The organism is Sphingobium fuliginis (assembly GCF_015074805.1).
In the GTDB taxonomy this organism is placed as follows: Bacteria; Pseudomonadota; Alphaproteobacteria; order Sphingomonadales; family Sphingomonadaceae; genus Sphingobium; species Sphingobium fuliginis.
Genome location: NZ_CP060036.1, coordinates 378,816 through 400,428, shown reverse-complemented (window position 1 = coordinate 400,428; position 21,613 = coordinate 378,816). Strand labels below are relative to the sequence as shown.

General features: G+C 62.6%; 17 protein-coding genes. 11 read left to right on the top strand and 6 right to left on the bottom strand.

Translation table 11 applies throughout. The annotated features are described in order from the left end of the window. Positions 1–2: 2 nt before the first annotated feature. From H5V43_RS18060 to H5V43_RS18040, 5 genes are read right to left on the bottom strand one after another with little or no spacing between them, the layout of a single operon-like run. Positions 3–824 (bottom strand): urea amidolyase associated protein UAAP1, encoded by an 822-nt coding sequence (locus H5V43_RS18060; protein WP_025546585.1) that lies wholly within the window; start codon positions 822–824, stop codon positions 3–5. Next, positions 821–1,297 (bottom strand): CopG family ribbon-helix-helix protein, encoded by a 477-nt coding sequence (locus H5V43_RS18055; RefSeq protein ID WP_025546584.1) that lies wholly within the window; start codon positions 1,295–1,297, stop codon positions 821–823. The genes H5V43_RS18060 and H5V43_RS18055 overlap by 4 nt, the downstream gene beginning before the upstream one ends. Beyond that, complete coding sequence (locus tag H5V43_RS18050; RefSeq protein WP_025546582.1) at positions 1,290–2,096, bottom strand: ABC transporter ATP-binding protein; 807 nt, start codon at positions 2,094–2,096, stop codon at positions 1,290–1,292. Before H5V43_RS18050 ends, H5V43_RS18055 begins: the two co-directional genes overlap by 8 nt. Continuing rightward, on the bottom strand, positions 2,093–2,908 hold the full coding sequence (locus tag H5V43_RS18045; protein ID WP_025546580.1) for an ABC transporter permease: 816 nt from the start codon (positions 2,906–2,908) through the stop codon (positions 2,093–2,095). The genes H5V43_RS18050 and H5V43_RS18045 overlap by 4 nt, the downstream gene beginning before the upstream one ends. A 38-nt stretch (positions 2,909–2,946) precedes the next feature. Further along, complete coding sequence (locus H5V43_RS18040) at positions 2,947–4,029, bottom strand: putative urea ABC transporter substrate-binding protein (protein ID WP_025546578.1); 1,083 nt, start codon at positions 4,027–4,029, stop codon at positions 2,947–2,949. 781 nt (positions 4,030–4,810) lie between these two features. Between H5V43_RS18040 and H5V43_RS18035 the strand changes: the two genes are divergently transcribed. The 3 genes from H5V43_RS18035 (at position 4,811) to H5V43_RS18025 (ending at position 11,811) form a co-directional block, all read left to right on the top strand. Then, positions 4,811–7,216: a TonB-dependent receptor gene (locus tag H5V43_RS18035; RefSeq protein ID WP_193666874.1), complete on the top strand. Its 2,406-nt coding sequence runs from the start codon at positions 4,811–4,813 to the stop codon at positions 7,214–7,216. A gap of 159 nt (positions 7,217–7,375) precedes the next feature. Then, positions 7,376–8,257: an MBL fold metallo-hydrolase gene (locus H5V43_RS18030; protein ID WP_193666896.1), complete on the top strand. Its 882-nt coding sequence runs from the start codon at positions 7,376–7,378 to the stop codon at positions 8,255–8,257. 449 nt (positions 8,258–8,706) lie between these two features. Then, positions 8,707–11,811, top strand: a complete 3,105-nt coding sequence (locus tag H5V43_RS18025; protein WP_025546940.1) for a TonB-dependent receptor domain-containing protein — start codon at positions 8,707–8,709, stop codon at positions 11,809–11,811. A gap of 165 nt (positions 11,812–11,976) precedes the next feature. On the opposite strand, the gene H5V43_RS18020 is transcribed toward H5V43_RS18025, so the two are convergent. Further along, the gene (locus tag H5V43_RS18020) at positions 11,977–12,633 is read right to left on the bottom strand and encodes an FABP family protein (protein ID WP_025546939.1); all 657 of its coding nucleotides are present in this window, start codon (positions 12,631–12,633) and stop codon (positions 11,977–11,979) included. A 276-nt stretch (positions 12,634–12,909) separates the two neighbouring features. Here H5V43_RS18020 and H5V43_RS18015 point away from each other — a divergent pair, with 276 nt between their 5' ends. From H5V43_RS18015 to H5V43_RS17980, 8 genes are all read left to right on the top strand, one after another. Continuing rightward, positions 12,910–14,091 (top strand): acetyl-CoA C-acyltransferase, encoded by a 1,182-nt coding sequence (locus tag H5V43_RS18015; protein ID WP_025546937.1) that lies wholly within the window; start codon positions 12,910–12,912, stop codon positions 14,089–14,091. A 172-nt stretch (positions 14,092–14,263) separates the two neighbouring features. Beyond that, positions 14,264–14,881: a YbhB/YbcL family Raf kinase inhibitor-like protein gene (locus H5V43_RS18010; protein ID WP_025546936.1), complete on the top strand. Its 618-nt coding sequence runs from the start codon at positions 14,264–14,266 to the stop codon at positions 14,879–14,881. Between the two features lie 183 nt (positions 14,882–15,064). Further along, positions 15,065–17,341 carry an FdhF/YdeP family oxidoreductase gene (locus tag H5V43_RS18005; protein WP_025546935.1) on the top strand — a complete coding sequence of 759 codons (2,277 nt, stop codon included), beginning with the start codon at positions 15,065–15,067 and terminating at the stop codon, positions 17,339–17,341. A 28-nt stretch (positions 17,342–17,369) separates the two neighbouring features. Then, positions 17,370–17,795 (top strand): c-type cytochrome, encoded by a 426-nt coding sequence (locus tag H5V43_RS18000; RefSeq protein WP_025546933.1) that lies wholly within the window; start codon positions 17,370–17,372, stop codon positions 17,793–17,795. Continuing rightward, a complete protein-coding gene (coxB, locus tag H5V43_RS17995) occupies positions 17,777–18,778 on the top strand; it encodes a cytochrome c oxidase subunit II (RefSeq protein WP_200887600.1) in 1,002 nt (333 codons plus the stop codon). Before H5V43_RS18000 ends, coxB begins: the two co-directional genes overlap by 19 nt. Then, positions 18,775–20,667, top strand: a complete 1,893-nt coding sequence (locus tag H5V43_RS17990; protein ID WP_025546929.1) for a cbb3-type cytochrome c oxidase subunit I — start codon at positions 18,775–18,777, stop codon at positions 20,665–20,667. Before coxB ends, H5V43_RS17990 begins: the two co-directional genes overlap by 4 nt. Next, positions 20,664–21,281 carry a cytochrome c oxidase subunit 3 gene (locus H5V43_RS17985; RefSeq protein WP_025546927.1) on the top strand — a complete coding sequence of 206 codons (618 nt, stop codon included), beginning with the start codon at positions 20,664–20,666 and terminating at the stop codon, positions 21,279–21,281. Before H5V43_RS17990 ends, H5V43_RS17985 begins: the two co-directional genes overlap by 4 nt. Further along, positions 21,278–21,601, top strand: a complete 324-nt coding sequence (locus H5V43_RS17980) for a hypothetical protein (RefSeq protein ID WP_025546925.1) — start codon at positions 21,278–21,280, stop codon at positions 21,599–21,601. Before H5V43_RS17985 ends, H5V43_RS17980 begins: the two co-directional genes overlap by 4 nt. Positions 21,602–21,613 lie beyond the last annotated feature (12 nt).

The following is a 21,613-nucleotide window of genomic DNA, read 5'->3' as shown; positions in this document are numbered from 1 at the left end:
TTTTAACGGCGGAAATAGTCTTCGACATTCTCGAAGGCGCGCAGGCCTTCTGGAGTGGCGGTGCGGATGGCATCGTCGGCGGGAGTGACCGGACCGCGCCAGGCCGTCGCGCGGAGCGGCGTCACGGTCCAATCCTCGCGCGGGTCCAGGACATGCGGGCAGTTCGCGATCACCACGATCACATTCATCTCGGCGCGCAGCACCAGGCTTCGCGCCTGGGCAAAAGGCCCCAACTGCGGCACGATCGCTCCGTCGGCTTCGATCCGCACCCCCTTGAACAGGTTGACGCACGGATGCACGTCGCGCCGCTGGAGGCCGTGTTTGGCGACGCCGAGCAGGAAGCGGTCGCGTCCGCTGGGCGTCGGGCCGCTATTGGCCCCATTGCCATATTTGGCCGCATTCGTCGCAGCGTTGGAGGTGCCGCAGAAGGCATCATGCGTCCCCGCCCCATCCTCGACAAAGCTCATGAGGACACGGCCCATGTCCGACAGCAGCAGCTTGCCCGTGCCGAGATAGGCGTTCCATTGCACTTTCACCGTATCGGCGACGTTGAGCCGTTCGGTCGGCAGTTCGGCGTTGAAGATGAGGAGCGAAGCACAGGCATCGCCCTTGAGGTCGATCAGCCGCAGGTGGGCGCCGCGCGGCAGACGCCGCGTTGCATAGCCGCCCGCCGCGATCGTCTCTTCCCACAGAAGGTCGTCCGCGGGCACGCCGTCCGGCAGGTCGCCGGCCACCGGCGGCAACACCGGCATGGCTTCCACCGCGGTCCCGGCCTTGGCTCTGGCATGGTCGCGGGCGGCGGTGGGGTTGGTAAGGGCCGTCATGCCATCACTCCCTTGGTCTGTTTGCTGGATTCCTGTTCATAGAGCGGCGGCAGCAGGGCGGTTGTGGTGACGAGCTGGAGCTGGTGGACGCCGCGCACCCGCCGAAGCGCATCGCACAGTTCCTTGAGCAGCGAGGCAGGCCCCTGCACCAGCAGCACCTCAAGCGACTGGTCATCCTCCAGAAAGACATGCTGAGAGGAGATGACCTCCTTCAGATAGTCCGCCTGCGTCTGGGCAAGCTGATGCCGCACGCGGCCGCGGTCGCCGCGATAGACGATGGTGATGGTGCCGGCCAACATCTCGTCGGGCCGGGTAAAGGCCTCATGTTCGGCAAGCGCATGACGGATGAGTTCGGCGATGAGCTGCGAACGCGACGGCAGTCCGCGTTCCTCCACCATCATGTCGAGCTGCCGGAACAGGTCCGCCGGCAGGCTCATGCTCAGCCTTGCAAGGCCCGCAGATTCGCTACCCATGTCCAATCTTCTCCTCATGATGCCGGTCGCCGTTTTCCGGCGCGGCTATCGCCTCTTCCCCGGCCGCGTCGCTCGCGCGTTTGCGCAGGGCGAGGTCGTAAACAGCCGTCGCGCCGAAGCGGTGCGGGGCGTGCGGGTCGTGACGGCGCTTGTCGAGCGCCAGCACCCGCGTCCCCAGGTTGAAGGCTTCGTGGATGTCGTGAGTCACCATGATGATCGTCAGCGAATAGTCGCGCCAAAGCCGGGTGATCAGCCGGTGCATGTCGGAACGGATACCCGGATCCAGCGCGCCGAACGGTTCATCGAGCAGCAGGATGCGGGGGCGCTTGATAAGCGCCTGCGCGATGGCCAGACGCTGCTGCATGCCGCCCGAAAGCTGTGCGGGATAGAGGTGAAGGCTGTCGCCAAGGCCGACGGCATCCAGCATTTCGGTGGCTTCTTCCAACGCCGCGCTGCGAGCCCTGCCGAACAGGCGCGCCAGAAGCGGCGATTGGGCGCATTCCAGCCCGAAAACCGTGTTCCGCAAGGCCGACAGATGGGGAAATACCGAATAGCGCTGAAACACGACGCCCCGATCGGGTCCGCATTCAGGCGTCAGCGGCATCCCGTCGAGAAGGATGGAACCCCGCGTTGCCGCTTCCTGGCCGAGGATGAGACGCAGCAGGCTGCTTTTGCCGGCGCCCGAAGGGCCGATGATCGACACGAAAGACCCTTCCTCGATATCGATCGTCACGCGTTCGAGCACGATCTTCTCGCCATATTCGATCCAGACATCACGAAGAGAGAGAAGCGCGCTCAATGGCTGACTCCGTGGGCCCAGGGGAACAGGCGCTGGCTGAGGAAAGTGAGGGAAAGATCCATCACCACGGCCAGCAGCGCGATCCACGCGACATAGGGAATGATGACATCCATCGAGAGATAGCGGCGGACGAGGAATATGCGGTAGCCAAGTCCGATGTCGGATGCGATCGCCTCGGCCGATATGAGGAAGACCCAGGCCGGCCCCAGCGACAGGCGTACGGCGTGAAGCAGGCGCGGCATGGCCTGGGGCAGCGCCACCCTTATCATGATCTGCCAGCTGCTCGCCCCCAGCGTCTGCGCCTTGATGATCTGCTCGCGCGGCAGGGCGGCGACGTGCGCGGCAATGTCCCGCACCATGACCGGCGCTATGCCGATGACGATGAGCGCGACCTTGGCAGTTTCCCCCAGGCCCAGGGCGATGAAGAGGATAGGAAGCAGCGCGATGGGCGGGATCACGGCGATGCCCGTTACCAAAGGTCCGAAGGTCGCCCGCACAGGGGGAAGGATGCCGAGCACCAGCCCCACAAGGAGCGCCGCGAGCGTCGCGATGCCCAAACCGATGCCAAGCCGCTCCAGGCTCGCCAGCGTATCCGCCCAGAATAGCAGCTGTCCCGTCAGCTGGTCCGGCTGGAAAAGCAGCCCGGACATCGCCTTCGTCATGCCATCGGGCAACGGCAATATCTTGTCGAACTGATTGGCGGCGTGGCGTTGAGCCGCCAGGAAAAGATAGAGTAGGACCAGCAGCAGGATCGGCGCGGCCCCCAGCAGCAGCCGGTCGCCTCGGCTGACATGTCGATTCACCCAGCGCATATCATCATCGTCCTACAGAGTGGATCGATCGGGGCAGCTCAAAGCTTTCCGTCGGCCGCCAGTTTCATGAAGCTTTCGTCGAACCGCAGCGTCACATGCTGCGCATCGCCCAGCGTCTTCCCGCCGGCGAAGCTCATGCCGACGGCATCGGCTGAGGCCGCGCCCTTGAACAGGCCATGGGCGAAGCTGAAATCCCGCACCTGCGCCATGCTTTGAACGAGTGCGGGGGCAGATGTGGCCGCCACTGCGGACTTGGGATCGGCATAGAGATGCGTGGTCGCCAGCTGGCTCTCGAACATTTCGGGTGTCGTGCCCGCCAGCTTCGCCATGGCCGCGCGTGCCGCCTTGCCCTGCGCGTCCTGCCTTTTCATCAGCGCCATCGTATCGAACCAGATGCCGGTCAGCGCCTTGCCCAGATTCGGATTGGCTTTCAGGGTCGCCGTATCGACCACCAGCAGATCCAGTATTTCACCGGGGATCTGGGCCGAGCTGAAGACCTCCTTCGCCCCGGCCTGTCCCTTCATGACCGAAAGCTGCGGGTTCCATGCGACCGCCGCGGTGACGTCCGGACTGGAAAAGGCCCCGACGATATCGGCGTCGGAGGTGTTCACGGTCTTGATGTCGGTGGGCTTCATCCCCGACTTCTCCAGCGCGCGGGCGAGAAGATAGTGGGAGACCGAAAGTTCGACCAGATAGACCTGCCTGCCCTTGATCGCTGAAAAATTGTCGGCGCCCTTGAGCAGGATACCATCATTGCCGTTCGAATAGTCGCCGACTATGATCGCGCTGGTATCTTTCCCGCCAGCGGCCGGAATCGTCAGGGCGTCCATATTGGTGACCGTCACGCCATCGAATTTTCCGGCGGTATATTGATTCACCGATTCAACATAGTCGTTGACCTGAACGATATTGATCTTGATGCCGTATTTATCCGCCCACTTCTTCACGATTCCGGCCTGCTGGGCATAGGGCCACGGCATCCAGCCAGCGTATATCGACCATCCGATGTTGAACTCTGTCTTCGGCTGGGAGGGGGCGTCCGGCGCTTGCGAGCAGGATACAAGCAAAAGCGCTCCAGCCATCAGAGCAGCCCGGCCTGCATTGCGGAACATTCGGATCATTCTTTCGTCCCCTTTCGGCAAACACTATTGCAAAGCAGCACGGGCCTGTCCACCAAGAATTATTACCTTTAAAGTTTTATGTAATACTCTGCACCGTGGCGGAAATCCGGGGGCTAGCGGGCTGACACCCGCCATCGGGCCGACTGAGCGACCGCGCCGATGACCCACCCCTCCCCGCGAATCGACCAGATTGCGTTATTCTGACGGATAGACGGCGGCGGCGTCGATCCGTTGGTCGGGGTTTGCGATTCGGGGGTCGAGCGGCCCCATATAATTCCCACTCCGGTCCCGCCGCCATTCCTCCCACCAATATTCGAATCGGTCTTCATCGTAAGAAAACCGCCATATTGTGCGTCGCACCCAAACATTGCAGTCATACTGAGCAAGTGCGAAATTATTACGCTTGACCCATTACGTAATATCCATACCGTATAGTTGATCGACCGCTCGTCGAAGCGGCGCAACAAAAGGGTAGATTAGCCGGGCAGTCACCGGCTTGAAGTGAGGGTTCGTGAATCGAAGAACGGCTCGCAATGCTGCTCTCCCAGGCGCTATGGCGCCGGTCGCCAGCAATGCGCGGCATTGTGACCTTGCCGGTTCATCGCACGGCGCTCGAACAGAGCAAATGATGATTGCAGCCGCTTCGGTTGCAAAAGACGATGCACATCATGGCATGACAATGACGACTGGCCGGGAACCGGCCGACAAGGCGCCGGCCTAGCCAGAGCGCCAGGGAGAAGGATGTCACTTGGGGCTCAACTGCAAGGGGGTCGAAGTGACTATGAAATTGTTTCGCAATACATTGCTTGGCGCGACCATTCTTATGGGCGTTGGGTCCACTTCGGCTTTCGCTCAAGGCGCCGCGGACGGTGCTGACGGTGCAGGCGGCGAGGGCAACGAGATCGTCGTGACGGCCACTCGGCGCGCGGTTTCGATCCAGGACGTGCCGATCAACATCAGCGCCGTCGGCCAGGAGCAGCTCGCCCGGCAGCGGATCGACGACGTGCGCGACATTGCCGACTTTACGCCAGGCGTGACCATATCGGATACGGGCCCGGGCTCGACCGGAACGATCGTGCTTCGCGGCCTCAACGCTTCGGATTCCAGTTCCACCGGCAATTCCTATGACACGGCCTTGGGCGTCTATCTGGGCGAGGTTCCGCTCTATTACGACTTCAAATTGCTCGACATCGCGCGCGTCGAAACGCTGCTCGGGCCGCAGGGGACACTCTATGGCCTTGGCACCCTGGCGGGCGCGATCCGCAATATCCCCAACCGGCCCGACACGGACAAGATCGAGGGCGAGGTGCATAGCCGCCTTTACGGCAAGGGCCACAGCGGCAAGCTGGGCTATCAGGTCGACGGCGTCATCAACATCCCGATCGTCAAGGATCATATCGCCTTCCGGTCGGCCACGGGCTATTTCTACGATCCCGGCTTCATCGACTATCCGCTGCTGCTCCAGACGCCCGGCGTTTCGCTGCCCCAGCCGGATGGTCCGACGAGCATCTCGCCAGCCGGCTATGCCGCGAACCTGAGAAAGGAGAAGGACCTCAATTTCGAGAAGACCTTCACCACCCGCAACCAGTTGCTGTTCCAGGTCAGCGAGGATCTGAAGGTCAACTTCACCTATGCGTTCCAGCAGACCAAGACCGATGGAGGTCAATATAATAGCGACGGCGTACTCGGAACGGGCAAATATCAAAGTGCGGCGCGTTATATCGAGCCGGTGAAGCGCCGCGCGCACCTGGGAGCGATGGAAATCAACGCCAACCTCGCCGACATTGCCGATCTTGTTTCGACAACTGCCTATACCGATGTCAAGAACGACAATCGGACGGACAATACCGACCTTCTGCTCGATCTCGATTATGGCTATGAATCCTTCCCCGCTTTTTCGAGCTGGAACGAAAGCCACGACCGCCGCAAGCAGTTCAACCAGGAAGTCCGCTTCGTTTCCCGCCATGGCGGTCCGTTCAACTGGGTGCTGGGCGGCTTCTACAATCAGCAGAAGCGGCTGCGCGAATATACCGAACATGTTCCGAATCATCCCTGGGTGGAATTCGGAACGCAGCCCAACCCCGACGAGGTCGAATATAACAGCTTCAACAAGTCGAAAGTGACGGAGAAGGCAGTCTTCGGTGAAGGCACGTTAAGGATCATACCCGAATGGCAGGTGACGGCAGGCGTGCGCTATTTCGGCTATACGTCGGACGTCAGCGGACGCGCGGTACTTCCACTGCTCGGCGATCCGGTCAGCCCCTATGATCTTCCTTCTGCCGGCGGCAAGTCGAAGAAGAGCGGCTGGGTGTGGAAGTTTAACAGCTCCTACAACTTCACGCCAGACATCATGGTCTATGGCACCTACAGCAAGGGCTATCGGATCGGAGGGCCGAACACGGTCGCGCCCTGCGTCCTGCCACTCGATCTAACGCAGCAGAATGTGTGCGCGCTGCCCAATGAAATCCAATATGGCCCGGACACCACGAAAAACGCGGAACTCGGCATCCGCACCCAGCTTCTGGATCGCAAGCTGACATTCAATTTCAACGTCTTCCAGATCAAATGGAACGGTATTCAGGTCGATTCTGCCACCATCAACGGCATCGTGGGCATCACCGTCAACGGCGGCAAAGCGAAGTCGGAGGGCTTCGAAGCGTCGTTCCAGGCCAAGCCGATAGAAGGATTGTCAATCCAGGGAACATATTCATACACCGATGCCAAGCTGACCCAGGATGTTCCGGGGATCATCGCGGTCAACGACCCGGCGGGAACCTATCCCAGTTCACCGATTCAGCTGGACGCGCTATCGGGTGATCGCCTTCCGGGCTCTGCAAAGAACAGCGGCAGCCTGGGCGCGACCTACACCATGCCGTTTATGGCCGGGAACCTGGTGGCGGACTGGACAGCGACCTATCGCGGCAATGTCGTGACGCGGCTGGGCTGGGACCGCGCCTATGGCGACAAGCTTCCGGGCTATGTGCTGCACCGCGCCTCGCTGGCCTATGAGACGGACCGTTACAGCCTCGTCCTGTTCGCGAACAATATCTTCGACAAATATGCGGTGGCTTCCGTCTCCAATGACCGCTCGCGCGTAGGCCTCAACGATGGAGTGGTGCTGCGCTATTACAGGCAGACCGTGATCAATCCGCGCACCTTCGGCATCGAAGCACGCTTCAAATATTGATCTGATGATGCTGCCGGGGCGCCATTTCGAAAGGATGGCGCCCCGGCGAGCGCGCAGGATCATCGCAATGCTGCCTTGCATGAAAGGGAAAGAGCCATGGCCGCTGATGCGCGCAGGGTTCGACGGGTACGGACCCTTGGATTGAGTGCGGCGCTCCTGATGGCGAGCGGCTCGGGATATGCCCCGGACCTGAAGGCAGCTTGCGTAGCGCTGCCGAAGCTCTTCGCGGAAAAGTGGATCGACGGCACGCTGCCGCAGGAGCCCTTCACCCAGGTCCAGCAACTCGACGAGGACAGTTTCGTCATCCGCCAGTCGGTCAAGACCAATTTCGAAGCGCCCTTCCTTTATCTGCTCTTCGGGCGCGACAGGGCTTTGCTGATCGACACAGGGGCCGAAGGCGGCCGCATCAGGCCGACAGTCGACCGGCTGGTCGCGCAGTGGCTGGCCGCTCACGGACGCCGTTCGATCCCGCTCGTGGTCGCCCATAGCCACAGCCATGGCGACCATGTTGCCGGAGACGCCGCCTTCCGTGACCGCCCGGATACGACCGTCGTCGGGCTGAAGCCATCGGACGTGGCCAGCTTTTTCGGCATCTCCCATTGGCCCGAGGGAGTTGCCAATTTCGACCTGGGCGATCGCGCGCTCAGCGTCATCGCAACACCAGGGCACCAGGCCGCCGCAATCATGATCTACGACCCTCGCCTCAAGATCTTGTTGTCGGGCGACACGCTCTATCCCGGCCGCCTTTACGTGCCGGTAAATTTCATGGCCGACAATCGCGCCAGCATCGAACGGCTGGCAGCCTTCGCGGCGAAGCATCCGATCTGCGCCGTCATGGGAGCTCATATCGAGATGACGTCCGAGCCGGGGCGCGACTATGGGCATGAAGCGTCAACCCATCCAGACGAACATCCCCTCCCCTTGCCGGCGCAAACCATTGGTGAACTCCAGACCGGCCTGCGAGAGCCGCTGGAGACACCCGACCAGCGGCAAGTCCACGATCACTTCATCATTGTCCCGGTACCCGCCCGCGCGGAATGATCCGGCGGCGTCGGATAAGATTGCCTTCAAGATCAGAGCAAAGGCTGTGATTCTGGCGCAAGATCGATATGCCTCGAGTTGAAAGCGTCGCGCGGGCGGCCGGACAGACTTTCGTCCTTGCCGCTTTCTTCTTCGCCTGCGCGGCAGCGATCATCTGGCTTGCATCGCGACCCACGCGCGCAGTTGATCCCGATGCGGCGCATTGATCGAAAGCTTTCGGTGCATGTCACATGACGATCCAGGAACCTATGTCATGCGCAACATCGAGGAGCAAATCTGCCGCCCACTGGCAGAGACGGCCCTGGCAAATAGCCGTTCCTCCACCTTTGATGTGATATAATAGTGACAATGCAGCTATTTGTGCGTCATGTGGGAAATCGCGCTGCCGATGCTTGTTCTATCCCCGAAGGCATGAAGGGATGCCTTCTGCAAGGGATGAGGGGTGTAACATGCAGCTTCGTGCTATTCTGCTTGGCTCGGCGAGCTGGAGCGCGGCTTTCCTGATCGCAACCGGCGCGGCCTGTGCGCAGACGAATGCGGACGCAGCCTCCCCGGCTGCCGCAACGGCGCCGCAAGGCAGCGACACGGCATCGGACGCAGGAGAGCCGGTCATCATTGTGACAGGTTCCCGCATTGCGCGGCCGACACTGGATTCGCCGATCCCCGTAACATCGCTGTCGACTGCCGATCTCACCCGGAGCGGCGGCACCGTCATCGGCGATGTGCTGAATGATCTGCCCTCGCTGCGGTCCTCCTACAGTCAGGCGAACTCCACCCAATATATCGGCACGTCCGGCCTCAACCTGCTCGATTTGCGTGGCCTGGGCGTCACGCGCTCGCTGGTTCTGGTGAACGGGCGTCGCCATGTCACCTCGTCCGAAGGCGATTTTCTCGTCGATACGAACACCATTCCCACCGACCTCATCGACCGTGTCGACATCGTGACCGGCGGCAGTTCGGCCGTCTATGGCTCCGATGCCATGGCCGGCGTGGTCAATTTCGTGCTGAAGCGCGATTTCGAAGGCCTGTCGCTTGACGGCAAGGCCGGTATCTCCAGCTATGGCGACCGGGGAACCTATCGGCTGTCGGGCACCTTCGGCCGGAATTTCGCCGATGGACGGGGCAATGTTGCGCTGAGCCTCGAATATAATCGCGCGAATTTGCTGACCTATACCGACCGCCCGGCCCTGACAGGCGCTTTTTCCGGACGGCGGCAATTCCAACTGGTCGACAATCCGTCTCTGGACAATGACATTCCCGACAGAAGCTTCCTTACCGGGGTGCACAGCTTCGGTTATGACAATGGCGGCAATTTCATCGCCTATAATGGCGGCAGCCCCCTGTCCTGCGGCACTGGCGCTGCGGGGGCCTGCCGCGCAAATGGCTCCCCGCGCGTTTTCGGCTTCAACCCCGACGGGTCGCTTTACGAATATGCCTATGGCAATGATTTCCGCCCCGCCGGATCGGGGAATAATCAGAATGGCAACGGCGCGACCCTGAACGATCGCGGCACGCTCAATCCCTCGCTCAAGCGCTTCGTGGCGAATTTCCTTGCCCATTATGACGTGTCGGATGCATTTCGCCCCTTTATCGAGGCCAAGTTCGTCCGGGTGAAGAGTTTTAACCAGGGCAGCCCGACATTCGGACAAGGCGGGGAACAAGGCACAGTCGCGTCGGAGGATGAGGACGGCAATCCGATCCGCGTGGCGGCGACGCCCGACACCTATCTGGGCTCGGGTGTTCCGATCTTCTTCGACAATGCCTATTTGCAGCCGGGCGCGGCCGCCACCATCCGCTCTCTGCTGCCGGCGGGCGCGGAGTTCTTCCGGCTCAACCGCAATAATAACGATCTTGGCACCCGCGACGAATATGACCGCCGCGACACCTATCGCATCGTCGTGGGCGCCGAAGGAACGTTCAACGATGACTGGCGCTATGATTTTTCCGTCAATTACGGGAAGTTCAAGAGCCGCTCCCTGTTCTTCAATAACCGTATCGAATCCCGCTTTCAGAATGCGGCCGACGCCGTTTTCAACGCTGCGGGCAATATCGTCTGCCGCATCAATCAGGTGACCGTCACGGACCCGGCCTGCGCACCGCTCAACCTCTTCGGGGACGGTGCGCCCAGCCAGGCGGCGCTCGATTATATCAACACCACATCCCATCGCCGGGGTAGCGCCAGTCAATTCGACATCAACGCCAATCTGGTGGGCGACAGCTCGCAATGGTTCGAGCTGCCGGGCGGTCCCGTCGCCTTTGCGATTGGCGCCGAATATCGTCGGGAAAAGGCGTTTTACGCCTATGACGATACGGTGAAGAGCGGCGATACTTTCCTGAACGCCATTCCCGACTTCAATCCGCCATCCTTCGCCGTGAAGGAAGCCTATGGCGAACTGGACGTTCCCCTTCTGAAGGACATGCCGTTCGCGCGGGAACTCAGCGTCAATGGCGCAGTTCGCGTCGCGGACTATAAGGGCGCAACCGGCACCGTCTGGGCCTATAATGGCGGTGCGATCTACGCGCCGGTTTCCGACATCAAGTTCCGGGTCAATTACTCCCGGTCGGTACGGGCTCCGACACTGAGCGACCTTTATTCCTCGCCATCACAGAATTTCGATCTTCTGGACGATCCCTGCGACGTCAATTTCATCGACAAGGGCAAGTCGACCCGCGCGGCCAATTGCGCCGCCGCCGGCGTTCCCGCGGGCTTCGTCAACAGCGTGGCGCGGGCCGGAAGCACGGAGTTTCTGTCGGGCGGCAATCCCAATCTGACCGCTGAAAAGTCGCGCAGCTGGACCTATGGGTTCATCCTGCAACCGCGCATGATCCCGGACCTGTCGATCACGGTCGACTATTACGACATCAAGATCAGCAAGGTCATCAGTGCCGTGGACGCGCAGACCATTCTCGACGCCTGCTATGATGGAGCAAATCTGAACAACCAGTTCTGTCAGCTCATCTATCCCCGTCAGGCCAATGGACTGTTCGCCAGACCGGCCCTGTTGCAGAGCACGGTGAACTTCGCCGCCCTGGTGGCGAAAGGCATCGACATGGATGTCGCCTATAATCATCGGTTCGACCCCGACAACAGGATCGCGGTCCGGGTCGTCGGCACCTGGGTGCGGACCCGCACGGACTATCCCTATCTCGACAATCCCGGCCAGCCCGAACGGGTGAAGGGAGAGCTGGGCGATCCGATCTGGAACGTCAATGCGTCCATCGACTATACGCACCGCAACCTCACCCTGGGGTATCAAATCCGCTATATCGGCCGCCAATCGATCACCGATTGGGAGGCCCAGCACGACACTTATGGTGTGCCTGCGCTCGATCCCAACTATGCCGACACCGTCTATTATCCGCGCGTTTTCTACCATTCGATCCGTGCGTCGCTGGATGTCGACAAGCGGTTCACCCTTTATGGCGGGGTCGACAATCTCACCAACCGTAAACCGCCCTACGGATTGTTCGGCAATGGCAGCAATGGTGATGGCGACGCCATTTACGACAATATCGGCCGCTTCATGTATATGGGCGTGTCTGTCAAACTTTGATTTGCAAAGCGGGAATGAGAAAGGGCGGGCGGGTTTGCGTGCCCTTTCTCAACAACATGTGACTTACCGATACAGTTCGAAAATGACGTTTGGGCAGCTTAACCCTCGGTAATGACTCAAGCGTCGAATTCCGGTTTTCGAAAGCGGACAGGGATGCCCGCCATATCAGTTCGACCTCGCCCGTCGGTCCAGAATCTGCTTGAGAGGATTGGGTTTGCCCGGCGCCACACGCCGAAGGGTATTCGTATCGTGATGGTCGAACGGGTCGGGCCTGCCGTGGACGGCAAGAGTGGTGTGAATATCATAGTTCCAGCTATCGTCGCCGTCGAAGCGGATGTCGATCCGGTATGCATCCGTTCGAAAACCATATTCCAGGAAAGCGGTCGAGCATATCCCATATTGCGTCTGACCGCGTGTCGCGACCAGCGACAAATTGTCGTCGCCGACCTTGGCGTGGCCCGCGGCCAGCGCCACTTGCCCACGGGGAATAGCCAATGTCTGCAGGATCAGCCCGGTCGCCGGTTCCCATAGCCAGTAACCGACCTGATCGTGGAAGGTGATGTCCTCTTCCTCGGTCGTGATATGGGTGTGATAGTGCAGGCCGTAGAAAAGCTGCGGCCCGTTGGTTTGAGGATCGATGGCATCGAACGAAACACGCTCAACGAACACGCGCCGCTCGGGAGCGTCTGCCTTGGGGTTGATATCAACGCCCTTATGGGCCTCCCAGCGACCGGCCAGCCTTGCCAGCGGTCCCAGATTGGCGAGCGTGTCGGGGTCGACGCCGGTTGGCTCGGTAAAAATATCCTGAGGAAACGGATTCATGGCCTTTCCCTGCGAAACGAGTGGAACCCGCAACATAGAACCTGATCCTGGTCGACCCAAGAACTCAATTCCTTGCCTGGCTCATAGGCTTAGGGCAAAAAATATGCCGCTGATCGCGTGCGTGAACGTGGACAGCGCTGGAAGGAATATCGGTGCGCCCGTTGCACGCATTGCCGGGATGGGAGAAGAGGCGAGCGATACGGACGGAAACCCTCGTCACGATTCGCGGCATGATCCAGTGCAGGGTTCGTCCCTGAACCGCTTGAGGAAAGAGATATGAGCAAGGACATCATCATCGCTGGCTATGCCCGGACGCCCATGGGCGGCTTTCAGGGCGCACTTTCCAGCGTTTCAGCGCCGGAACTGGGCGCCGTTGCGGTGAAGGCGGCGGTCGAGCGCTCCGGCGCCGCGCCGGAGGCCATCGACCGCATCTATATGGGCTGCGTCCTGCCCGCCGCCCTCGGCCAGGCGCCCGCGCGGCAGGCGGCGCTTGGCGCGGGCCTGCCCCAGTCGGTGGAGGCGACGACGGTCAACAAGATGTGCGGTTCGGGCATGCAGGCGGCAATCATGGCGGCCGAAGCGCTGAGCGCCGGGGCCGTGGACATCGTCGTCGCCGGCGGCATGGAGAGCATGACCAATGCGCCCTATGCCCTGCCCAAGCACCGTTCCGGCGCGCGCATCGGCCACGACCGGGTCATCGACACGATGATGATGGACGGGCTGGAGGACGCCTATGATCGCGGCAAGCCCATGGGAGCCTTTGCCGAGGACACGGCCCGCGATTATCAGTTCACCCGCGCGGAAATGGATGCCTATGCGGTCGAAAGCCTCGCCCGCGCCAATGCGGCGATCGACAGCGGCGCCTTCGCTGCGGAGGTGGCGCCTGTCACCGTCAGGACGCGCGGCGGCGAGGTCCAGGTCGACAAGGACGAACAGCCCGGCAATGCGAAGCCGGAGAAGATACCCTCGCTGAAGCCCGCCTTCGCCAAAGACGGTGCGATCACGGCGGCGTCCTCCGCCTCCATTTCGGACGGCGCAGCCGCGCTGGTGCTGACCCGTGCGGATGTCGCTGAGAAGCTTGGCCTTGCCAGGGAGGCGCGCATCGTCGCCACCGCATCCCATGCCCATGCTCCCGCGCTGTTCACGACTGCCCCGGTCTTCGCAATCCGCAAGGTGCTGGAGAAGGCGGGCTGGTCCGCCGGGGACGTCGATCTCTACGAAGTGAACGAGGCATTTGCCGCCGTCGCCATGATCGCGATGCGCGACCTCGACATTCCGCATGACAGGATCAACGTCAATGGCGGCGCTACCGCATTGGGTCATCCCATCGGCGCCAGCGGCGCGCGCATCATCGCCACGCTGGTGGCGGCATTGAAGGCCCGCGGCCTCAGGAAAGGCGTCGCGGCGCTCTGCATCGGCGGCGGCGAAGCGACCGCCGTGGCTCTCGAAGTCCTCTAAGACGGATAGAGATAACAATTTGGACCGGCGCCGTCCTTCCGGATGGCGCCATCCTTTAATCCATGTCTCTCGGGTTATGGATTATAGCGCGGCGCGGCTCATCGCGATGGAACGTCCTGCACGCGGCTGAAGTTTTCCCTTCAGTCGATGACCGGAGCCATGGAGCCAGCCGATGCTCGAACATATTCCCGCCTGGATGGGCAGGATCTTCACCAATGTCCGCGCCGGCCATGAAAGGCTGGCCATCGTCAGGGCCGGGCTGCAGGGAACGGCGCCCATGATCCCGCTGTCCAGCCCGGCTTTCGCTGCGGGCGGCCGGCTGCCGATCCGCTTCACGGCGGATGGCGAAGGGGTATCCCCGCCGCTTGTCTGGGGTGAGGTGCCGGCAGGCACGGCCAGCATCGCGCTGATCGTCGAGGACCCCGACGCGCCCACACCCAATCCGCTGGTCCATGGTCTGCTCTGGGACCTGCCCGGCGATCTCCGCCAGGTGGACGAGGGGGAGATTGCGGAGGGCAAGGAGGCCACCGTCGGTTCCGTTGGCCGAAACAGCTATCTTGCCCAGGCATGGCTTCCGCCGGACCCGCCGACGGGTCATGGCGAGCATGATTATATTTTCCAGCTCTTCGCCCTGGCGCGGGCCATTGATCTGGGGCCGGGGCCCGGCCGGTCCGACATCGTCAAGGCGATGGACGGCCAGGTGCTGGGGGTGGGCGTGCTGGTCGGCACCTATTCCCGCGGCGATCCGGCGCTCGTCGGACATGTCGGCCCCGGCCTGGCGCGCGGTTAGCCCGGGAACAAGGCAGGCGCCTCGTCCGCCTGAACCGGCCGACGCCGATCCTTGGAACGTCTCCGTCCTCAAACCGTTCGGGACATGAAACAGAAACAAATCAGCCTCGCCCGACCGGCGTCCAACCCAGGTTAGTTCGCGCTGCGTAATAAACCGATAGAGAAGCGACAGGAGGGTCGTGCCATGGGCGATGAAGACGACACCGTTCATTATGACGGCGCGGAAGGCGGCTGGGGCTCGATCAAGGGCATGGCCGAGATCGCCTGGCGCGAGAAGCCGACGCCGGCCGTCCTCAACACGCTGCGCCGGCAAAACAAGGTCAAGGGGTTCATGTGCGTGTCCTGCGCCTGGACCAAGCCCGCCCATCCGCATGCCGCCGAATTTTGCGAGAACGGGGCCAAGGCCACGCTATGGGAACTGACCAGCCGCCGCTGCACGCCCGAAGTGCTGGCCAGGCACAAGGTCGGCGAGCTCAGGACATGGAAGGACCACGACCTTGAGCAGCTTGGGCGGCTCACCCATCCGATGCGATTCGATCGGGCGAGCGACCGCTATGTGCCCTGCTCCTGGGAAGAGGCGTTCGAGGCGATCGGCAGGGAACTCAAGGCCATCGATCCCCGCGCCGCCGTCTTCTATTCATCGGGGCGGGCCAGCCTGGAAACAAGCTATCTCTATGCCCTGTTCGCCCGGGCCTATGGCCACAACAACCTGCCGGACAGTTCCAATATGTGCCATGAAACGACGTCCGTCGCGCTCAAGAAGCTCATCGGCTCCCCGGTCGGCACCTGCGTGCTGGCCGATTTCGACCTGTGCGACGCGATCTTCTTCTTCGGGCAGAATACGGGCTCCAACAGCCCCCGGCTGCTGCATCCGCTGCAGGAGGCGGTGAAACGCGGGGTGAAGATCGTGACCTTCAACCCGATCCGCGAAAAAGGTCTGGAGGTCTTCAAAAATCCGCAGAGCCCGACAGAAATGCTGACGCCCAAGGCGACGCAGATCTCGACGCTCTATCTGCAGGTCAAGGCCGGCGGGGACATTGCCGCCATCACCGGATTGATCAAGCATGTCCTTGCCGAGGAAGAAAGGAAGTGGCGCGAGGAACAGCGCCACGTCCTCGACATCGACTTCATCGAGCAGCACTGCACCGGATTCGAGGCGCTCAAGGCCCATGTCGAAGCGACAGGCTGGGAGGAGATCGAGCGCGAGAGCGGCCTTGCCCGCGCCGACCTCCGGCAGGCGGCGCAGATCTACATCGACGCTCCCCGCTCCATCGCCATGTACGGCATGGGCCTGACCCAGCATGTCCATGGCTTCGAAAATCTTGCGGCGCTCACCAATCTCTGGCTGCTCAAGGGCAATATCGGCCGCGACGGCACCGGCATATCCCCGGTCCGCGGCCATTCGAACGTGCAGGGCCAGCGGACGGTCGGCATTTCCGAAAAGCCGGAACTGGTGCCGCTGGACAGGATCGCCCGGCAATATGGCTTCGACCCGCCGCGGGAAGAGGGCATGATCACGGTGAAGGCGTGCGAGAAGATCCTGTCGGGAGAGGTGAAGGCCTTTATCGGCCTGGGCGGCAATTTCGTCCGCGCCATCCCGGAACGCGAGAAGATGGAGGCGGCCTGGCAGCGCCTGCGCCTGACGGTCCAGATCGCGACCAAGCTCAACCGCAGTCACCTCATAAACGGCGAAATCGCCTATCTTCTGCCGTGCCTTGGACGGTCCGAGGAAGACATGCAGGCATCCGGCCCGCAGGCGGTGACGATGGAGGATTCTCTCTCCTGCATCCACGGCTCGCTGGGCAAGAACAAGCCCGCCTCCGACCATCTGAAGTCGGAGGTGGCGATCGTGGCTGGAATGGCGAAGGCGACGCTTCCCCCCAATCCAAAGCTGGAATGGGACGCATGGACGGCGGATTATGCCAGGATCAGGGACAGGATCGAGGAAAGCTACCCGGACCAGTTCCACGACTTCAATGACAGGGTGTTCACGCCCGGCGGCTTCTACCGCGGCAATTCGGCGCGGGAGCGGATCTGGAAGACCGAGAGCGGAAAGGCGCAGTTCACCGTTCCCAAGACGATGAGTTCGGTCGGCTTCGAACCGGCGGTGGGCCGTTACAGGCTGGTGACCTTGCGGTCGAACGACCAGTTCAACACGACGATCTACGGCTATTCCGACCGGCTGCGCGGCATCGAAGGAACGCGCGACGTCGTGCTGATGAACCCTGAGGATATGGGAGCCGCCGGCCTTCGGGAGGGCCAGGTCGTCAGCCTGGCGAGCGATGCCGGGGACGGCGTTCATCGTCAGGTCGACGGTCTGGCGGTCACGCCCTTCCTGCTGCCGCGCGGCTGCCTGGGCGCATATTATCCGGAAATGAATCCCCTGGTTCCGCTCTGGTACCACGACGAACAGTCGAAGACCCCTGCGGCCAAGGGCGTTCCCGTCCGCATCGTCATCTGAGATGCGGAAGCGTGGGGCAGCGGCATTGATGGCGATCCTGCTCGGCGGATGCAGCCAGGAAGCGCGCGACCTGGGCCCCGGCCTGCCGCAGACGGCGCCGCATGGCAATGCGGACCCGCGGATCGACGCCTATCAGGGGAATTTCTACCAGGTCGCACAGGGCGGCCGCTATTTCGCATGGTATGGCTGTTCGCCCTGCCACAGCGAACAGGCAAAGGGCGGCGCCCGATTGTCCGATGGGCAATGGGTTCAGGGCGGGGGCTTCGCGGACGTCTACCGGTCGATCGCCACGGGCCATGGCGGCGCCTATGGCCAGCGTGTGCCGGTCGAGCAGCTTTGGCAGATCACGGCCTATGTCCGCGATCTGCCGCTGCACTATTCCGAAAAGCGGCGGCGGCTCCTGCTCGACCAGAAGGGCGAGCCGCAGGGATCGGCATGGTCCGGCCCGCAATGAGACGATCGACATCGGTCATCGCCATGCTGTTCCTGTCCGCCTGCACCGGCGTCCAGTCGCCGCTCGCCCCGGCAGGGGATCAGGCGTCCGCGCTCCACATGCTCCTGATCGTCATGACGGTGGTCTGCGGGCTGGTTTATCTGCTGGTGATGGGCGGGCTCGTCTGGGCCGTCATGCGCGCCCGCTCGCGCCGCCGAAAGGATGAAGGACGGGCTGAAAAGCGGGTGGACCGCGCCCTCCATGTCGCGGCGGGGGTCATCGTCGTCGGGCTCACCATCCTCATCACCGCCAGCTTCTTCGCTGACCGTGCCCTGTTCGCAACCCGCGGGCAGGACGCCATGGCCGTGCGCGTGACCGGGCATCAATGGTGGTGGCGGATCGAATATCGCGATCCGGCGAGCGGGCGCTGGATCGAGACCGCCAACGAACTCCATTTGCCGCTGGGCCGCACGACGCGGGTCGAGCTTGCGTCGGGAGATGTCATTCACAGTTTCTGGGTGCCGAACGTCTCCGGAAAGATCGACATGATTCCCGGCCGCCGCAACCTTCTCGACCTGACGCCGCGTCGAACGGGCTGGTTTCGCGGGGCCTGCACGGAATTTTGCGGCGCGCAACATGCCCATATGGCCTTCGATGTGAAGGTGGAAGCGCCTGCCGACTTCGACCTCTGGCTGAAGACGCAGGCAGCCCCGGCGGCATCCGGCGCGCCCGCCACAGGGCGCGGAGCCCAGCTTTTCGCGACGAAATGCGCGGCCTGCCACAGGATCAGGGGCACATCGGCAACGGGACGGGCGGGACCCGATCTCACCCATGTCGCCGCGCGAAGGTCCATCGCCGCCGGCACGCTGCCCATGACGCGGGGCGCGCTGCAAGGCTGGATCGCGCAGCCCCAGGCGTTGAAGCCCGGTACGTCGATGCCGGCCGTGCCGCTGCTGCCTGCGGATGCCGATGCGCTCGCCGCCTATCTGGCGAGGCTCAGATGACGGCCGACGCGACCCTGATCGAACGGATGGACGAAAGGTGGCGCGACCCGCCGGGCCTGTGGGGTTTCCTGACCACGGTCGATCACAAGCGCATCGCCGCGCGCTACATCGTCACGGCGCTGTTCCTCATGTTCCTGGCCGGCATGCTCGCGCTCGACATGCGATGGCAGCTGTCCGTCGCCGAAAACACCCGCATGAGCCCGCAGCTCTACAATGAAAGCTTTTCGCTGCACGGTTCGACCATGTTGTTCCTGGTGTCCGTGCCATTGATGGAGGCCATGGCCTTCTGGCTGGTGCCGCTGATGCTCGGCACGCGCAACATGGCTTTCCCGCGCCTTGGCGCCTTCAGCTTCTGGCTCTATTTCGGCGGCGTCCTGACCCTGTGGATCGCCCATGCGATCGACATCACGCCCGACCTTGGCTGGTTCGAATATCCCCCGCTCTCAGGTCCATCCTACAGCCCGGGGCATCGCGCCGACATCTGGGCGCAGATGATCACCTTCACGGAGGTTGCCGCGCTTGCCGCCTCGGTCAATGTCGCGGCGACCATCCTCAAGATGCGGCCCCCGGGCATGACGCTGACCCGCATGCCGGTATTCCTCTGGGCCATGCTGATCGCATCGATCATGACGATCCTGTCCATGCCGGCGGTCATGCTCGTCACCTCCATGCTGATCGCCGACCGGCTCGTCTCGACCCATTTCTTCTCGCCCGCCGGGGGCGGCGACACGCTTCTGTTCCAGCATCTCTTCTGGTTCTTCGGGCATCCGGAAGTCTATATCATCTTCGTGCCCGCCACCGGGTTCATATCCTCCATCGTCGAGACCTTTTCGCGGCGGACGCTGTTCGGCCATGCCGCCCTCGTCCTCTCCATGATCTCCATCGGCGCGCTGGCCTTCGGCCTGTGGGTGCACCATATGTTCGCCGTCGGCCTGCCCCGCCTGGGCAATGATTTCTACACCGCCGCCAGCATGGCGATCGCGCTGCCCGCCGGATTGCAGATCTTCTGCTGGATCGCGACGATCTGGCTCGGCAGAATCCGTCTTGCGACGCCGATGCTGTGGATTCTGGGCTTCGTCGCGACCTTCATCATCGGCGGCCTTTCAGGCGTGATGACCGCGTCGGCCGCTCTCGACCTGCAACTCACCGACACCTATTTCGTGGTGGCGCATCTTCATTATGTGCTGATCGGCGGGGCGATCTTCCCGCTTTTGGGGGCCTTTGCCTATTGGTACCCCAAGGCGACCGGGCGGCTGATGTCGGAACGCTGGGGAAAGGTCGCCTTCGTCCTGATCGTCGGCGGCTTCAACCTGGGCTTCATGCCGATGCATTTCCTGGGCCTGATGGGAATGCCCCGTCGCGTCTATACCTATCCGCCCGGCATGGGCTGGGAAACGCTGAACCAGGTCGCGACCGCTGGCAGCGCCATCGCCGTGGCGGGCGGGCTCGTCTTCGTGGGCAATGCGCTATGGGCCTATTGGCGCGGCAAGCCGGCGGGCGACGACCCATGGGGCGGATCGACGCTGGAATGGGCGTCCCCCTCCCCACCGCCGCCGTACAACATGGCGCATGTGCCCGTGGTGCACGGCCTGACCCCGATGTGGGACGATGCCGGGCGGCTCGACGTCATGGACGGCCTTCGCCCGGACCGGCGCGAAGTGCTGGTGACGTCCGTGACCGACGCCATTCCCCTCTACAGGCAGAAGAGCGCCGCGCCGTCGATCTGGCCGCTGCTGGCGGCGCTCGCGGTCTCCGCCATGTTCATCGGCAGCATCTTCACGCCTTGGGCCATTGTCGTCGGCGCTGCGCCGGTCGCCGCCACCCTGACGGGATGGTTCTGGCCCAGCCGGCCCCGCTCCCGATCGGGACCATTGGGGGTGAATGCATGAGTCCTTCCCGCTCCATCCGGATCGTCGGCGATCTTTCCACCCTGCCGGAAAGCGCATCGGGCCCGCGCCATCTGGTCTGGTGGGGCAATATCGGCTTCATGGTCATAGAGGGGACCGGCTTCGCACTCGCCGCCGCGGCCTATCTCTACCTTATGACCCAGGCTCCTGCCTGGCCGCCCAAGGGCGACGCCTTGCCCGGACTTTTGTGGAGCGCGATCTTCACCATCGGCCTGCTGCTGAGCGCGGTGCCCAATGTCTGGGTGTTGCGCTGCGCCAGGAAGAAGCATCTGGGCGGCGTTCGCTGGGGTACGCTGGCGATGGCGGTCATCGCAGCCTTGCTCTTCATACCCCGCGCGTTCGAGTTCGCGCATCTCGGCATATCCTGGCATCAGGACGCCTATGGATCGATCGTCTGGACGCTCCTCATCCTCCACACCACCCATGTCGTCACCGACTGGTTCGACACGGTGGTGCTGGGCGTCTGGCTTTTCACCCATGAGGTCGGAGACGATCAGTTCGCGGATGTGGAGGACAATTCCAATTATTGGACCTTCGTGATCCTATGCTGGATGCCCGTCTATGCCCTCATCTACTGGGCGCCGAGGGCGCTATGACGCCCAGCCGCCTCAGCATCCGGGCGCGGGCCTGGATCGGCCTGCTGCTGCCGCCGATGACCTGGTTCCTGTTCGAACAGGGCCTTTCAGCACTGCTCCATGCCGGTTGCGGGCGATGGCGGATCGGCCTTGCTTGGGGGGTGGTCAGCATCGCCCTTTGCGCCTTGGCGGCGCGCATCGCCTGGCCCCTGACAGGGTCGCATGGCCCCCTTTCCCATCCCTGGCTGGCGAGACTCGCCATCGCCGTCGCGGGCATATTCGCCCTGGCGAGCGCCTTCCAGACGCTAGCCCTGCTGATCGTGCCGCCATGCGTCGGATAGGCGTGATCCTTC

Bases quoted from the DNA above. Each gene is read 5' to 3' on its own strand.
- H5V43_RS18025 (WP_025546940.1), top strand. From the start codon at position 8,707: ATGCAGCTTCGTGCTATTCTGCTTGGCTCGGCGAGCTGGAGCGCGGCT.
- coxB (WP_200887600.1), top strand. From the start codon at position 17,777: ATGGTCCGGCCCGCAATGAGACGATCGACATCGGTCATCGCCATGCTG.
- H5V43_RS18060 (WP_025546585.1), bottom strand. From the start codon at position 824: ATGACGGCCCTTACCAACCCCACCGCCGCCCGCGACCATGCCAGAGCC.
- H5V43_RS18040 (WP_025546578.1), bottom strand. From the start codon at position 4,029: ATGATCCGAATGTTCCGCAATGCAGGCCGGGCTGCTCTGATGGCTGGA.
- H5V43_RS18000 (WP_025546933.1), top strand. From the start codon at position 17,370: ATGGCGATCCTGCTCGGCGGATGCAGCCAGGAAGCGCGCGACCTGGGC.
- H5V43_RS18035 (WP_193666874.1), top strand. From the start codon at position 4,811: ATGAAATTGTTTCGCAATACATTGCTTGGCGCGACCATTCTTATGGGC.
- H5V43_RS18055 (WP_025546584.1), bottom strand. From the start codon at position 1,297: ATGGGTAGCGAATCTGCGGGCCTTGCAAGGCTGAGCATGAGCCTGCCG.
- H5V43_RS18015 (WP_025546937.1), top strand. From the start codon at position 12,910: ATGAGCAAGGACATCATCATCGCTGGCTATGCCCGGACGCCCATGGGC.
- H5V43_RS17985 (WP_025546927.1), top strand. From the start codon at position 20,664: ATGAGTCCTTCCCGCTCCATCCGGATCGTCGGCGATCTTTCCACCCTG.
- H5V43_RS18005 (WP_025546935.1), top strand. From the start codon at position 15,065: ATGGGCGATGAAGACGACACCGTTCATTATGACGGCGCGGAAGGCGGC.
- H5V43_RS18045 (WP_025546580.1), bottom strand. From the start codon at position 2,908: ATGCGCTGGGTGAATCGACATGTCAGCCGAGGCGACCGGCTGCTGCTG.
- H5V43_RS17980 (WP_025546925.1), top strand. From the start codon at position 21,278: ATGACGCCCAGCCGCCTCAGCATCCGGGCGCGGGCCTGGATCGGCCTG.
- H5V43_RS18010 (WP_025546936.1), top strand. From the start codon at position 14,264: ATGCTCGAACATATTCCCGCCTGGATGGGCAGGATCTTCACCAATGTC.
- H5V43_RS18020 (WP_025546939.1), bottom strand. From the start codon at position 12,633: ATGAATCCGTTTCCTCAGGATATTTTTACCGAGCCAACCGGCGTCGAC.
- H5V43_RS17990 (WP_025546929.1), top strand. From the start codon at position 18,775: ATGACGGCCGACGCGACCCTGATCGAACGGATGGACGAAAGGTGGCGC.
- H5V43_RS18030 (WP_193666896.1), top strand. From the start codon at position 7,376: ATGGCGAGCGGCTCGGGATATGCCCCGGACCTGAAGGCAGCTTGCGTA.